The 14,422-nt window shown below is 63.9% G+C and carries 12 protein-coding genes; 10 read left to right on the top strand and 2 right to left on the bottom strand.

Annotation, left to right across the window (positions count from 1 at the left end; all coding sequences use genetic code 11):
• Positions 1-21: 21 nt before the first annotated feature.
• Positions 22-945: a neutral zinc metallopeptidase gene (locus tag H7C86_RS23050; protein WP_003945028.1), complete on the bottom strand. Its 924-nt coding sequence runs from the start codon at positions 943-945 to the stop codon at positions 22-24.
• 163 nt (positions 946-1,108) lie between these two features.
• Here H7C86_RS23050 and aspS point away from each other — a divergent pair, with 163 nt between their 5' ends.
• The 3 genes from aspS to H7C86_RS23035 all read left to right on the top strand — a co-directional run bounded on the left by aspS (position 1,109) and on the right by H7C86_RS23035 (position 5,274).
• Positions 1,109-2,917, top strand: a complete 1,809-nt coding sequence (aspS, locus tag H7C86_RS23045; protein WP_019748356.1) for an aspartate--tRNA ligase — start codon at positions 1,109-1,111, stop codon at positions 2,915-2,917.
• An 18-nt stretch (positions 2,918-2,935) separates the two neighbouring features.
• Positions 2,936-3,901 carry a DUF389 domain-containing protein gene (locus H7C86_RS23040; protein ID WP_019748357.1) on the top strand — a complete coding sequence of 322 codons (966 nt, stop codon included), beginning with the start codon at positions 2,936-2,938 and terminating at the stop codon, positions 3,899-3,901.
• A 191-nt stretch (positions 3,902-4,092) separates the two neighbouring features.
• On the top strand, positions 4,093-5,274 hold the full coding sequence (locus H7C86_RS23035; RefSeq protein WP_021344212.1) for a Kae1-associated kinase: 1,182 nt from the start codon (positions 4,093-4,095) through the stop codon (positions 5,272-5,274).
• Between the two features lie 71 nt (positions 5,275-5,345).
• On the opposite strand, the gene H7C86_RS23030 is transcribed toward H7C86_RS23035, so the two are convergent.
• Entirely contained in the window at positions 5,346-5,726 is a 381-nt protein-coding gene (locus tag H7C86_RS23030; protein ID WP_019748359.1) for a nuclear transport factor 2 family protein, read from the bottom strand.
• A gap of 207 nt (positions 5,727-5,933) precedes the next feature.
• Between H7C86_RS23030 and H7C86_RS23025 the strand changes: the two genes are divergently transcribed.
• The 7 genes from H7C86_RS23025 (at position 5,934) to H7C86_RS22995 (ending at position 14,345) form a co-directional block, all read left to right on the top strand.
• Positions 5,934-7,280, top strand: coding sequence for a replication-associated recombination protein A (locus H7C86_RS23025; protein WP_370627684.1), 1,347 nt, complete (start codon positions 5,934-5,936; stop codon positions 7,278-7,280).
• A 77-nt stretch (positions 7,281-7,357) separates the two neighbouring features.
• Entirely contained in the window at positions 7,358-10,030 is a 2,673-nt protein-coding gene (gene alaS / locus H7C86_RS23020) for an alanine--tRNA ligase (protein WP_019748361.1), read from the top strand.
• Between the two features lie 2 nt (positions 10,031-10,032).
• Positions 10,033-10,566, top strand: coding sequence for a Holliday junction resolvase RuvX (gene ruvX, locus H7C86_RS23015; RefSeq protein WP_151532193.1), 534 nt, complete (start codon positions 10,033-10,035; stop codon positions 10,564-10,566).
• On the top strand, positions 10,563-11,873 hold the full coding sequence (mltG, locus tag H7C86_RS23010) for an endolytic transglycosylase MltG (RefSeq protein ID WP_019748362.1): 1,311 nt from the start codon (positions 10,563-10,565) through the stop codon (positions 11,871-11,873). The genes ruvX and mltG overlap by 4 nt, the downstream gene beginning before the upstream one ends.
• Positions 11,863-12,702, top strand: a complete 840-nt coding sequence (locus H7C86_RS23005) for a shikimate dehydrogenase (RefSeq protein ID WP_182262296.1) — start codon at positions 11,863-11,865, stop codon at positions 12,700-12,702. Before mltG ends, H7C86_RS23005 begins: the two co-directional genes overlap by 11 nt.
• 80 nt (positions 12,703-12,782) lie before the next feature.
• Positions 12,783-13,421, top strand: a complete 639-nt coding sequence (locus H7C86_RS23000) for an A24 family peptidase (protein ID WP_182262295.1) — start codon at positions 12,783-12,785, stop codon at positions 13,419-13,421.
• 225 nt (positions 13,422-13,646) lie between these two features.
• Positions 13,647-14,345, top strand: a complete 699-nt coding sequence (locus tag H7C86_RS22995) for a S1 family peptidase (protein WP_020907692.1) — start codon at positions 13,647-13,649, stop codon at positions 14,343-14,345.
• The last annotated feature ends 77 nt before the right edge of the window (positions 14,346-14,422 follow it).

The following is a 14,422-nucleotide window of genomic DNA, read 5'->3' as shown; positions in this document are numbered from 1 at the left end:
GGATGGTATTTCGGAGGTTCTCTACCGCTTCAGATCGGGCGGATTGTTCAGATCCCGCGCCGAGTACGTGTCACACGACGAGATCTGGCCCGTCTGGTATCCGGTCATGAACCACGCCTGACGCTGTGCCGACGAACCGTGTGTCCAGCCTTCAGGGTTGACCCGACCGGTCGTGGACTTCTGGATACGGTCGTCGCCCACCGACGAGGCGGCGGACAACGCGTCGCGAATGTCGTCTTTTGACAAGGGCTTCAGGAACGGTTGACCGGTCGCCTGATCGGGAATCGTGTCGGCAAAATGCGCCCAGACGCCGGCGTAGCAATCGGCCTGGAGTTCGGTGCGAACCGCACCCGACTGCTCACCCTGCGGGTCGGCCTGCGCGCGGCCGATGTCGCCGAGTTGATTCTGGATGTGATGTCCGAACTCGTGAGCGACCACGTACTCCTGTGCGAGCGGTCCGGCACTGGAACCGAAACGGTCGACGAGCAATTGGAAAAAGCTCGTATCGAAGTACGCCGTTTGGTCCGCCGGGCAGTAGAACGGACCGACATCACTCGACGCCTGGCCGCAACCGGTGTTGACCGAACCGCTGAACAGAATGACTTCAGGTCGCACGTACGCCGTGCCGGTCTGCTTGACCAACTGCTGTTCCCAAACGTCGTCGAGGCTTCCGACGGTCAGTGTGACGCGGCAGTTCACATCGGCGTTTGCCTGAGCGCCGGTGCACTCGTCGACCGACGACAGTCCGGTCGACGAACTCGAAGTTTCGGTGGACGTGCCCAGTAGTGAGCCGGGGTCACCGCCGAACAACAGCGCCAGGATCAGAACGATGATGCCGCCCGCGCCACCGCCGATCGCGATCTTGCCGCCGCGGCCACCGCCGCCCCCGCCGCCTTGAACCTGAACGCGTCCCGCTTCGCCGCGGGCCCCCTCGTTGAAGGTCATCTATGTCCGCTTTCTGCTGTCGTGAACAAGTGCTTGCCGTCACTTCTGGAGATAGCTTCGCATGCGATGCGGGTCCGCGTTTCCGCTCTGCGCAGTTCGCTCCGTAGGATCGCAGGCAAAGTAGTCGGTCGTCGGTTATTGGAAGTAGTTCGAAAGGAATCCCGTGCTGCGCACACATCTCGCCGGTTCATTGCGACCCGAGCAGGCAGAGCAGACCGTAACGCTCACCGGTTGGGTAGCCAGGCGTCGTGATCACGGCGGAGTGATCTTCATCGATCTCCGTGATGCATCCGGAGTTGCGCAGGTAGTTTTCCGGGCAGGTGACGTGGCCGAGCAGGCGCACCGTCTGCGCGCGGAATACTGCGTTCGCGTAACCGGAACGGTCGAGGTTCGCCCCGAGGGCAACCAGAACTTCGAGATCCCCACCGGAGCAATCGAGGTCAACGCCACCGAACTCGAGGTTCTCAACGAAAGCGCACCGCTGCCGTTCCAGCTCGACGATCAGGTCGGCGAAGAAGCTCGGCTCAAGTACCGATACCTCGACTTGCGTCGTGAAGGGCCCGGATCCGCAATTCGCTTGCGTTCCAAGGTAAGTGCTGCAGCGCGCGGCGTTCTCGCGCACCACGAGTTCGTCGAGGTCGAGACTCCGACGCTCACGCGTTCGACGCCAGAGGGTGCCCGTGACTTTCTCGTACCGTCACGCCTGCAGCCCGGTAGCTTCTACGCACTGCCGCAGAGCCCGCAGCTGTTCAAGCAGCTACTCATGGTCGGCGGCATCGAGCGCTACTACCAGATCGCGCGTTGCTACCGCGACGAGGATTTCCGCGCCGATCGTCAGCCCGAGTTCACTCAGCTCGACATCGAGATGGCTTTCGTCAACCAGGACGACATCATCCTGCTTGCCGAGGAAATCCTGACGGCGCTCTGGAAGCTCGTCGGCCACGAGATCAAGACGCCGATCGATCGCATGACCTACAACGAGGCAATGCGTCGTTACGGCAGCGACAAGCCGGACCTGCGTTTCGGTATCGAACTCGTCGAGTGCGCGGAGTTCTTCAAGGACACGACCTTCCGCGTCTTCCAAGCCGAATACGTTGGCGCCGTCGTGATGCCCGGTGGTGCAAGCCAGCCGCGCAAGCAGCTCGATGCCTGGCAGGAGTGGGCGAAGCAGCGCGGCTCCAAGGGCCTGGCGTACGTGTTGGTCGGCGAAGACGGCACTCTCGGTGGTCCCGTTGCCAAGAACCTGACCGACGCCGAGCGTGAGGGCCTGGCCGCTCACGTCGGAGCCCAGCCGGGCGACTGCATCTTCTTCGGAGCGGGCGCGACCAAGTCGACGCGCGCTCTCCTCGGCGCTGCCCGTGGTGAGATCGCCCGCAAGAAGGATCTCATCGATCCCGACGCGTGGGCCTTCGTGTGGATCGTCGACGCTCCGATGTTCGAGCCGACCGCCGACGCCACTGCATCCGGTGACGTTGCTCTCGGCCACTCCGCCTGGACCGCCGTGCACCATGCGTTCACGTCGCCGAAGCCGGAGTTCTTCGACACGTTCGACACCGATCCGGATTCCGCTCTCGCCTACGCCTACGACATCGTCTGCAACGGCAACGAGATCGGCGGCGGCAGTATTCGTATCCACCGCAAGGACATTCAGGAACGAGTGTTCAAGGTGATGGGTATCTCCGAGGAAGAGGCGCAGGAGCAGTTCGGCTTCCTTCTCGACGCCTTCGCCTTCGGCGCGCCTCCGCACGGCGGAATTGCTTTCGGCTGGGACCGCATCACCGCACTCCTCGCCGGCATGGATTCCATCCGTGAGGTCATCGCGTTCCCGAAGTCCGGTGGCGGCGTCGACCCGCTGACGGATGCTCCGGCACCGATTTCTGCGCAGCAGCGCAAGGAATCGGGTATTGATGCGAAGCCCGAGAAGAAGTCAGAGGACAAGAAGTCCGAAGGCGACACCGTCGAAGCCAAGTAGAGCCGACACCGGATCGCCATGCTGCATTTGCGGGTGATCTGCCCGACCGAGCGCACCGAGCAAGTTCTCGGTGCGCTCGCGTCGCAGCGGGGCGCGACACACATCGTCGTATTACGTGATGTCGCGGTTCATCCCGCCGGCGACATGGTGGAGGCCGACGTCGCCCGTGAGGCGGCCAACGACGTCGTCGATGCTCTGACCGCTCTCGGCGTCGCCGAGGACGGCGGAATGACGCTCGTACCAGTCGAGACGGTGTTGTCGGCGGCGGCGCGCAAAGCTGAGCGCGACGTGCCGGGTGATCCCGCGGATTCCGTCGTGTGGGAGGAATTGCTGTCCCGCACTCGGGAAGAATCAACTCTCAACGGATTGTTCGTCGCGTTCCTGACGATCGCATGTCTGCTCGCGGCAATCGGCGTTGTCACCGACTCTCAGATCACGATCGTGGGCGCCATGGTCGTCGGCCCGGAGTTCGGGCCGCTGGCCGCGCTGGCTGTGGCACTCGTACGGCGGGATCGACGGTTGCGTCGACGTTCGATTCTCGCGCTCGCCGTCGGATTCCCCATCGCGATGGGCGTGACTCTCGCCGCAACGTTCGTGGTGAAGTTCTTCGGGTGGATGGACGTCGTGAGTCTCGAATCGCTCCACGAGGTCGATTTCGTCTACAAGGTCGGGCCCATCTCGTTTGTCGTCGCGCTTCTTGCCGGTGCGGCTGGAATGCTGGCACTCGTCTCGTCGAAGTCCGCTGCCTTGGTCGGAGTGTTCATCTCCGTCACCACGGTTCCTGCCGCCGGTTTCGCGGTGGTTGCGGCAGCAAACGGAGAATGGCGGATCGCCGGGTTGTCGTCGCTGCAACTGGCTGTCAACCTGGTCGGGATCGTCACTGCCTGCGTGCTCGTTCTCTGGGTCAGGACCCGGGCCGACGAGGAATTCGAAGCAGCGTTGAAAGGCATTTCTCGATTTGTCGACGAGGACAAAACTCCATGACATCGCCGGTTCGGAGTTCTGCTCACCGACAGCAGAATTCTCGCGAGAACTGTGTGCCGGTGTGGCGATTAGGGACTTTTGTCATCGCCGCAGGTAGACGGCAATTTCTGTCGCTGTGAGGGCTTGAATTCTCCGCTGTGAGTGGATGAGCTGGGCATGATCGGAGTCACTAACGGGTAAGTTGGTCGGTGATGACCGCATTACTGGCAGACCCCGTTTCCGAAGTCGTCGCAGCTGCTGAGCAGTTGCTGACACGCCGCACAGGGGCACCCGTAACCCTGGTGGATCCAGTCGATCTCGGGGGGAGTGGCCGCACCGTCGTGCTGCGCGTACGTGTCGCCGAGAACCCGTTCTCCCTGCCTCGAACGCTGGTGATCAAGCAGGTCCGCGACAACTTCCAGGGAGCTACCAAAACCGCGATTGCGCTCCCCGCCGCGTCCGAAGGTGACTTCGACGTCGAGACCGCTTTCCTTCGTGAAGCGGTGTCGTATCAGTTCGCCAACGCGCTTGCCAAGGACGCACGCCCCGGCGCCGAACTGTTGGCGTCCGACCTCGATGCTCGCCTCTTGATCCTGAGTGATCTCGGCGACGCCACCGCCATCAGCGTCCGACTCGAAGACTCCGACCCGGACACCGTCACTCACACGCTGATGGCCATGGCGCAGGCCATGGGGCGCATGCACGCCGCGACCGTCGGCCGTGAGGACGACTTCACCGCACTGCTGCGTCGAGCCGAGGTCGCCCATTGCTCCGATGAAGTGGCGGATCAAGTGGGACGCGCAGTGGCCGGTGTTCCCGCGATGTTGGTGGAAAGTCTCGGCATCGATGTGAGCTCGGACATTCTCGAGCAGGTTCGGCACGCGCAGACACTGTTCAGTGGCGGTCGATTCCGCGCCTTCAGTCCGTCGGACCTGTGCCCAGACAACATCATCGTCAACGACGACGGCGTGCAGTTCCTCGACTACGAGTGGGGTGGCTACCGGGACGCCCTCCTCGACATCACCTACGCGTTGGTGTCGTTCCCCGGTTGCCTGTGCAACATCGACCTGACCGAAGAGCGGGCGTCGGCGATGGTCGATGCCTGGCGGGCCGAGGTCGTCGGGATGTGGCCGGCCCTGGCCGACGAGGCCGAATTGGGGCGCAGGATCGTCGAGGCCCAACTCATCTGGGTCTGGCTCAGCACCTATCTGTACCTGCCCGAGGATCATTCACGTATCGCCGCTGTCCGCGAGCACTATCTCTCGATTCCACGGGCCGACGCACTGGTGGGACGCTGGGCAAGGCTCGCGCGTTCGGCGAAGCTCGCCGGCAACGACGCCGTCGAGGCACACGCCCGCGACGTCGTGGCGGCGCTGCGCACCGAGTTCAGTTGAGTTTCTGACTGATCACACGCAGAAGGGCGCCCGTGCATGCAGCACGAGCGCCCTTTTTCGGTCGAGTCCGCTCAGTTGTCGGAGACCAGATCGTTCTCGGACAGGTCCGTCGCCGCGAGCGCGGTCGCCAGATCAGGATGGCGGAACGTCGACGTCACCTGGTCGGCCACGACTCGGAAAGCCGAGGCCAGGGTCGCGGACTTGTCCGGTTCGGCCGCCCACGTTGCGGTCTGTTCGACGACGACCACGCCGTGGTGGACGTACATCTTCCCGGGGACGAGCGTGATGCCGGCGTTGGTGGCCCACTCGCGCAGGGCAGCGAGTCCCTGGCTCGCGCCCTTGGGGCCGCCTACCTCGATGTCGTCACTCGACAACTGCAGAAGTGTGTCGATGTCTTGGGAGTTGAGTGCATCGTGCCACGCGAGGACGGTGGCGATCTCGGAGGTGCTCATGGCGACAACGCTATTACAGCGCCTTCGCCGAGGACGTGAGGGCTGGCGGAACTGCGGGTTGTGTCAAGCGTCGGTGGTCTCTAGTAGCGTCGATTCGTGAGCGATTGGCAAGCGGAAGACAGTGTGGGGGCGAAAGACGGCGTGGTGGCGGAAGACGGCGTGGTGGCGGAAGACGGCCTGTTCGAGGCAACTCCGGAGGAATCCGCGATCGTCGACGAACCCGATGTCGTGTCTGTCGCCGAGCGTGCATTGTCCTCGGTGCCGCCCGGTGCTCCTCTGGCTGTCCGCATGCGCCCCCTCACTCTCGGTGAAGTTGTCGGTCAACAGCACCTGCTCGGCCCTGGTGCTCCGCTGCGCAGAATGGTCGAGGGGTCCGGCGCCGCATCGGTTCTCCTGTACGGACCTCCCGGCACCGGCAAGACCACGCTCGCGTCGTTGATCTCGGGCGCTACCGGCCGCCGGTTCGAGGCTTTGTCTGCCCTGTCCGCCGGCGTCAAGGAAGTCCGCGGTGTCATCGAACTTGCCCGCCGCCGTCTGCTGAACGGCGAACAGACCGTCTTGTTCATCGACGAGGTCCATCGTTTCTCCAAAACCCAGCAGGACGCCTTGCTCGCCGCGGTCGAGAACCGGATCGTGCTCCTGGTCGGCGCGACCACCGAGAACCCGTCCTTCTCGGTCGTCTCCGCGCTGTTGTCGCGCTCGTTGGTCCTGCAACTGCAATCGCTCACCGCTGCGGATGTCCAGGAACTGCTCGAGCGTGCGGTCACCGACGAGCGCGGGTTCGGGGGAGCGATCGCGATCGACGACGACGCGATGGAACACCTCGTTCGTCTGGCGGCCGGTGACGCACGCCGAGCCCTGACGGCACTCGAGGCCGCTGCCGGAGCTGCACTGGACACGGCCGGTGACTCTTCGGGCCCGGTGGTGCTCGACCTCGCGACCGTCGAGGCCAGTGTCGACAAGGCCGCGGTTCGGTACGACCGTGCCGGAGATCAGCACTACGACGTCATCAGCGCCTTCATCAAGAGCATTCGCGGCTCCGACGTCGATGCCGCCCTGCACTACCTCGCTCGGATGCTGACCGCGGGCGAAGACCCTCGTTTCATCGCGAGGCGTCTGGTGGTTCATGCCAGCGAGGACATCGGCATGGCGGACCCGATGGCGCTGCAGACTGCCACCGCCGCTGCCCAGGCAGTGCAGCTGATCGGTATGCCGGAGGCTCGTCTGGCGCTGGCACAGGCCACCATTCATCTGGCGACGGCTCCCAAATCGGGTGCGGTGATCGCCGCTCTCGGTGCAGCCATGGCCGACGTGGCCGCCGGAAAATCCGGACTGGTACCGCCGCATCTGCGTGACGGGCACTACAAGGGCGCCGAGCAATTGGGCAACGCAGTCGGATACAAGTACCCGCACGACACACGTGATGGTGTTCTGCGGCAACAGTATCCACCGGACGATCTGGTGGGTGTCGACTATTACCAGCCCACCGCACACGGCAACGAGCGAGAGATCGCCGATCGGGTGAGCAAACTCCGCCGAATCGTTCGTGGCTGACGCCTGCCAGGTTCCACCGGTCGACGCGTTAGTCTGGACACCCATAGCTCGACGCTCTTGAAGGTAAGGACCGGTTAGTGCAAACCCACGAGATCCGCAGGCGATTCCTCGACCACTTCGTCAAGGCCGGCCACACCGAGGTGCCCAGCGCCTCGCTGATTCTCGACGACCCGAACCTTCTGTTCGTCAACGCGGGCATGGTTCCGTTCGTGCCGTTCTTCCTCGGGCAGCAGACGCCGTCCTACTCGCGCGCGACGTCTGTGCAGAAGTGTGTCCGCACCCTGGACATCGAAGAGGTCGGCATCACCACCCGCCACAACACCTTCTTCCAGATGGCGGGCAACTTCTCCTTCGGTGACTACTTCAAGAAGGAAGCCATCTCCCACGCCTGGCAGTTGCTGACAGGTTCGGTCGAGGACGGCGGATACGGCATCGATCCCACGCGCTTGTGGGCAACCGTCTATCTCGACGACGACGAAGCGTTCTCGATCTGGCGCGACGAGGTCGGTGTGCCCGAAGAGCGCATCCAGCGCCGCGGCATGAAGGACAACTACTGGTCCATGGGCATTCCCGGACCGTGCGGCCCCTGCTCGGAGATCTTCTACGACCGCGGCGCCGAGTACGGCGTCGAGGGTGGCCCGGAAGCCGACGAGGATCGCTACATCGAGATCTGGAACCTCGTGTTCATGCAGAACGAGCGCGGCGAGGGCACCAACAAGGGCGACTACCCGATCCTCGGACCGCTGCCGAAGAAGAACATCGACACCGGCATGGGCGTCGAGCGCGTTGCGTTCCTCCTGCAGGGCGTCGAAAACGTCTACGAGACAGACCTTCTCCGCCCCGTCATCGACAAGGCCGCCGAACTGACCGGCAGCGTGTACGGGACCGATCACACTTCTGACGTCCGTTTCCGCGTCATCGCCGACCACGCACGCACCGCCGCGATGTTGATCGCCGACGGTGTGAACCCCGGCAACTACGGCCGCGGATACGTCCTGCGCCGGTTGCTGCGTCGTATCGTGCGCTCGGCCAAACTGCTCGGCAGCGAGCAGCCCACCATGCGCGAGTTCATGATCGTCGTCCGCGACACGATGGCGCCGTCGTACCCGGTTCTGGAAACCGACTTCACGCGCATCGAGAACGTTGCCGTCGGTGAGGAGACCGCGTTCCTCAAGACGCTGGCGTCGGGTTCGGCCCTGTTCGAGAATGCTGCCGAGACGGTCAAGTCGTCCGGAAAGTCGGTCATCGCCGGCGATCAGGCGTTTGCACTGCACGACACCTACGGCTTCCCGATCGACCTCACGCTCGAAATGGCATCCGAGGCCGGTCTCACCGTCGACGAAGACGGCTTCCGCACGCTCATGGCCGAGCAGCGCAAGCGCGCCAAGGACGACGCTCAAGCGCGCAAGCACGCGCATGCGGACCTCACGGTCTACAAGGAACTGCTCGATCGAGGTGCCACCGAGTTCACCGGTTTCGACGAGCTCGTCTCCGAGGCTCACGTCCTCGCACTGATCGTCGACGGTGTCCGCGTGCCGGTTGCGAAGGCCGGTCAGGACGTCGAGGTAATCCTCGACCGCAGCCCGCTCTACGCCGAGTCCGGTGGACAGATCGCCGACATCGGTTCGCTCACCGCGCCGGGCCTCGAAGCCAAGGTCAACGACGTGCAGAAGATCGCCAAGAAGGTCTGGACGCACAAGGTCACGGTGCAGAAGGGCGAGATCACCGAGGGCGACGTCGTGCTCGCGCACGTCGACGCCGAGTGGCGCAAGGGTGCAACCCAGGGGCACTCCGGTACCCACATGGTGCACGCGGCGCTGCGTCAGGTGCTCGGCCCCAACGCGGTGCAGGCGGGCTCGCTCAACAAGCCGGGCTACCTCCGCTTCGATTTCTCCTGGCAGGGTGCGCTGTCCGACTCCCAGAAGCAGGACATCGAGGCACTCACCAACGAAGCCGTGGCGTCCAACTACGCGGTCAACACATTTGTCACGGATCTCGACAAGGCCAAGGCGATGGGTGCGATGGCACTCTTCGGTGAGAACTACGGCGACGAGGTTCGTGTTGTCGAAATCGGCGGTCCGTTCTCGATGGAACTGTGCGGCGGTACTCACGTCGGAAGCTCCGCCCAGATCGGTCAGGTCACGCTGCTCGGTGAGCAGTCGGTCGGCTCCGGAATCCGACGCGTCGAGGCGTACGTCGGTTTGGACTCCTACCGCTACCTCGCCAAGGAACGCGCTCTCCTCGCCGGACTCTCCTCCTCACTGAAGGTTCCTTCGGAAGAGGTACCCGCCCGCGTCGAGGCGCTCGTCGAGCGACTCAAGGTGGCCGAGAAGGAACTCGAGCAGACCAAGGCCAAGGCTGTGCTGGCGTCGGCAGGCGAGTACGTCGCCAAGGCCAAGCGCATCGGTAGCGTCCTGGTCATTGCCGAGCCTGCTCCCGCGGGAGTCGGCGGCAACGATCTGCGCAGCCTCGTCACGGACATCAAGGGCCGACTCGGCTCCGAACCCGCCGTCGTAGCTCTCCTCGGTGACGTCGACGGCAAGGTCCCGTTCGTGGTCGCATCCAGCAAGGCGGCCCAGGGTCTCGGTGTGAAGGCCGGCGAGCTTGTCGCGTCCTTCGGTCCCAAGATCGGTGGCCGCGGCGGCGGAAAGCCCGACATGGCCCAGGGCTCGGGTTCGGACTCCGCCGGAATCCCGGCGGCGCTCGATGCGATCCGGGACAGAGTCGGAGAGCTGGCGGGCGGCAGCTGACGGTGGTGGCTACGCAGCAGGGTCCCGATCGCCCCGGCATCGACGACCCTGGTCGCGGGCGGCGCATCGCCATCGACGTCGGCAGTGTTCGCATCGGCGTCGCGTCAAGCGACCCCGACGGCATCCTCGCGACACCGGTGGAAACGGTTGCACGCTCGAAGGAGCGTGGGCCCGACGCGCCGGATATCCGGCGCATTATCGCCATCGTGTCCGAATACGAGGCCGTTGAGGTTATCGTCGGACTGCCACAGACGCTGCGCGGTGAGCAAGGTAAAGCCGCCGGTATCGCGACTGCATTCGCCAAACGACTGCAGCGGGCCGTCGAACCGATCCCGGTGAGATTGTCCGACGAACGACTGACGACCGTCACGGCTGCGCGCAACCTCCGCGAAAGTGGAGTCAAGGCACGCGGCCAGCGGCCGATGATCGATCAGGCTGCGGCGGTGGAAATCCTGCAAGGCTGGCTGGACGAGCGGAGTAGAGCTGTGAAACCAGGGGAGTCGTCGAAGGACGCTGCACTGGAGGGCGATCTGTGAACGCGCGGTGGGATGAGGGCGGCGGAAGCCGGCCCACCAGTTCGTTCGACTTCGACAACGACGAGACCATGGTCATGCGTGCGTTGCCGCAGAATATCGATCCGCCGCATATGTCGCGAGCGGAGGCACGCAAGCAACGCGAAGCGCGCAACAAGCGCGCCAAGCGAGGTAAGAAGGTTGGTGTTCTCGCTCTCCTGGTGTTGGTGATCGCGGTTCTCGGTGTCGGTGCCTACGGTGCCCTCTGGTACATGGATCGCAACAAGGCCGCGGAGGACTTCGCCGGCCCGGGCGGCGCACCCGTGGTCATCCAGATCAACAGTGGAGAAACCGCATCGGAGATCGGTGCGACGCTGGAGGCGAAGAACGTCGTCGCGAGTTCGGCTGCTTTCTACAACGCTGCGATCGCCAATCCGTCGGAGATCCAGAAGGTACAACCCGGCTTCTACCAGGTGCCGGTGCAGAGTAGTGCCGCGAGCGCACTCGACAGTTTGGTTGCCCCGGACTCCCGTGTCGGCAGTGTTGTCATCGCCGAAGGGCGTCAGCTGCACGACAGTTCGGACGCGCAGACCGGCTCGCTCAAGAAGGGCATATACAACCTGATTTCCGAGGCGAGTTGTGTCGGCCCGGTTTCTGCTCAGAAATGTGTCTCGACAGACGAATTGAACACTGCGGGAGCATCTTCCGATCTGGCTTCGCTCGGTGTGCCGGACTGGGCGATGTCGTCGGTCAAAAGTGTTCCGGACAAGGATCGTCAGCTCGAAGGTTTGATCGCCGCCAGCAGTTGGGATTTCGATCCCACTGCGACGCCCACCGAGATCCTGCGTTCGTTGGTCGAGGGCAGCGCCGCCAAGTACGAGGCCACCGGGATCCTGACAGCGGGCAGCGGAGTCGGAATGTCGCCGTACCAGTTGTTGGTGGCAGCGTCGCTGGTCGAGCGTGAGGCATTGCCTGGCGACATGGCCAAGGTCGCGCGGGTGATCGTCAACCGACTCGCAGTCGATCAGCCTTTGCAGTTCGACTCCACGGTCAACTACTCACTCGACACCACCGAGGTCGCCACGACCGATGCGGACCGTGAGCGCGTCACGCCCTGGAACACGTACGCAATGCCCGGTCTGCCTGCGACGCCTATTGCTTCACCGAGCATCGATGCTCTCAAGGCCGTGGAATCTCCGGCGGCCGGTGACTGGTTGTACTTCGTCACGATCAACAAGGAAGGCCAGACGCTCTTCACCAAGAGTTACGAGGAGCATCTGGCCAACATCGAACTGGCACAGCAAAGTGGGATTCTCGACAGTGGACGGTAGTACCGCGACTTCGCTCGCGACGCCGCGTAAGGCGGCAGTTCTCGGAAGCCCGATCGCTCACTCGAAGTCGCCGTTGCTGCACCTTGCTGCGTACGAGGCTTTGGGTCTGAGCGATTGGACCTACGAGCGGATCGAATGCACCGGCGAGCAGTTGCCTGCCCTCGTTGACTCACTCGGCCCCGAATGGGTCGGCCTCTCCGTGACGATGCCGGGCAAGATCGCAGCACTCGACTATGCCACCGAACGCACACCGCGAGCGGTGACCATCGGCTCGGCCAACACCTTGGTTCGCATCGAGGGCGGTTGGCGTGCCGACTGCACGGACGTCGACGGAGTCAGCGGTGCGTTGATCGCCGGCGGCGTCGGCGATCTCAGCGGCACTTCGGCGGTAGTCGTCGGCGCGGGCGGCACCGCGCGGCCGGCATTGGTCGCGTTGGCCGACATGGGAGTTCGGACAGTCACCGTGGTCGCGCGTGATCCGGGACGTGCGTCCGGTGCCATCGAATGCGGCAGTGCTGTCGGGTTGGACATTGATCTGGTCTCTTTCGACGACGCACGACTCGGTGGGATCTGTGCCGAATCCTCGGTCTTGGTCAGTACCGTTCCCGCGGATGCGGCAGCGCCCTTTGCCCAGCAACTGGGGAGGGCGCGATTTGTCCTCGACGCGATCTACAACCCTTGGCCGACGCCACTCGCTTCGGTTGTCGAGGCGGCTGGTGGCACGGTGATCGGTGGCCTCGAGATGTTGCTCAATCAGGCCTTCGGGCAGGTAGAGCAGTTCACGGGCAAGCCCGCTCCGCGAGAGGCGATGGCAGCCGCTATCGCTTAGCTCTGTTCACAGTGTCGAGGTAGTCCACAAGACGATTCGTAGTGTGCCGCTGGTGAACGCTAGACACCAAGCTCGAAACCATGTGGACGTTGGTGGTCTTGGCAGGCGCTGGGGTAGTCGCTGGTGTCGGTGCTCGGGCGATCGTTGACAGTTGGTTGCGGCGACACGGTTATCGACCATCCGTGACTCGCTGTTGTGCGCCGCAGTGCGCTGTCGCCACAGGTTGGGTGGTTGTCGGCGCACTGAATACCTCGGTGGTGCAACTGATCTCAGGTCTTGCCGTGGTGTGGTGGTGCGTCGCAATCTCGACTGTCGACCTGGCTGTGCGCCGGCTGCCCAACAGTTTCACGCTGCCGGGTTACGTCGTCGTGATGGTCTACGCGGCGGCGTCGGGAACGGTGTGGGTTGCTGCGGTGGGATCGGCACTGCTCGCCGGAATCCACCTCCTGGCGCACGTGATGTCGCCTGGTTCCATGGGTCTCGGCGATGTGAAGCTCTCTCTTCCGTTGGGCGCTCTTACCGGATTGGTGGGCGCTGACGCCTGGCTGTGGTCGTTGGTGTCTGCATCGGTGCTCACCGCAACCCTGGGTGTCGTGATCGAACTGCGAAAACTGGGCCGGCGACAGTCGGGGCTGGTAGCCCACAATTCGCCCATCGCGCACGGTCCCTCGATGTGCCTGGCAGCCTGCGGTTCGACGGCGTTTGCCTGGTTGACGTGACGAGTGCAACATCCGCGGAAAACCTTGCGTTATTGACTATTCAACGACGGACCGTGATCTGCAGGAAAGACGTAACCGTCGGTTTCATAAAGGCGGGTATCGCAGGCGCGCAGTCCCAGCATGCGGCGAGTCGGACTTGCCGCATGTCCACTCCCTGACGTTGACTGAGGCTTCGGAAATGGGACAAAACGAATCTCGTTTCGCACTCGATTATCGGGGGAACCTATGCGCACAAGGCTTTTCGTCGCTGCGGCAGCCTGTTTGGCGGCTGTGGCTGCAGGGGCGGGCGTCGCCGGCGCCGCGCCTGCACCTTCGTCGGTGGCACTGGGCGGGGGCTCAGGAATCCTGCTGCCGGACGTGGATCATTCCGATCCGGAGCAAGTTGCTGCCTGCACGTTGACCGCGGTCGGATACGACAACGCCGGCTCGCTCGTGGCACTCACCGCCGGACACTGCGGAGTTGTCGGGGACCGGGTGTTCGCCGAATACCTGCCCGAAGCGGGCCCCATCGGTCGGTTCTCCTACTCGAGTCCGGTCTCGGATATCGCGGTGATCGATCTCGACGACGCGAAGGTAGCCCCGCTACGTACCGTCGGCGGCACGACGATCAACGGAATCGGCGCTCCGCCGGCACCGGGCACGATCGTGTGCAAGGAAGGCCGTTCGACCGGCAACACGTGCGGTATCACCTGGGGCTACGACTCCGTCTACGGTGAAATTGTCGAGCACACGTGCTCGATTCCCGGAGACTCCGGTGGACCACTCGTCGTCGGCGATCGCCTGGTGGGCTTGATCAGCAACGGCTTCGAACCGTACTGCTTCGAGCCGCTCCCGCCGCCGTTCCATGCTCCCGACAACTCGGCGGACATCAACATCGGTTTGGCTGACATCAATGCCAACGGTGGAGGATTCCGCCTGTTCTAGACCCGCAGGAACCTCTGAGATGGCCCACACGCATCGTGCGTGTGGGCCATCTGCGTTCACCCGGAGGGCCACTGTGA

Source organism: Rhodococcus sp. UFZ-B548 (genome assembly GCF_903819475.1).
Taxonomy (GTDB): Bacteria; Actinomycetota; Actinomycetes; order Mycobacteriales; family Mycobacteriaceae; genus Rhodococcus_F; species Rhodococcus_F erythropolis.
Note: the sequence above shows the minus strand (reverse complement) of the source record. Positions and strands in the feature narration are given on the sequence as shown.

What these genes read in the sequence shown, in the direction of transcription:
- H7C86_RS23030 (WP_019748359.1), bottom strand. Translation starts at nt 5,726, where the DNA reads ATGAGCACCTCCGAGATCGCCACCGTCCTCGCGTGGCACGATGCACTC.
- H7C86_RS23050 (WP_003945028.1), bottom strand. Translation starts at nt 945, where the DNA reads ATGACCTTCAACGAGGGGGCCCGCGGCGAAGCGGGACGCGTTCAGGTT.
- H7C86_RS23040 (WP_019748357.1), top strand. Translation starts at nt 2,936, where the DNA reads ATGCTGCATTTGCGGGTGATCTGCCCGACCGAGCGCACCGAGCAAGTT.
- H7C86_RS23035 (WP_021344212.1), top strand. Translation starts at nt 4,093, where the DNA reads ATGACCGCATTACTGGCAGACCCCGTTTCCGAAGTCGTCGCAGCTGCT.
- H7C86_RS22995 (WP_020907692.1), top strand. Translation starts at nt 13,647, where the DNA reads ATGCGCACAAGGCTTTTCGTCGCTGCGGCAGCCTGTTTGGCGGCTGTG.
- H7C86_RS23000 (WP_182262295.1), top strand. Translation starts at nt 12,783, where the DNA reads ATGTGGACGTTGGTGGTCTTGGCAGGCGCTGGGGTAGTCGCTGGTGTC.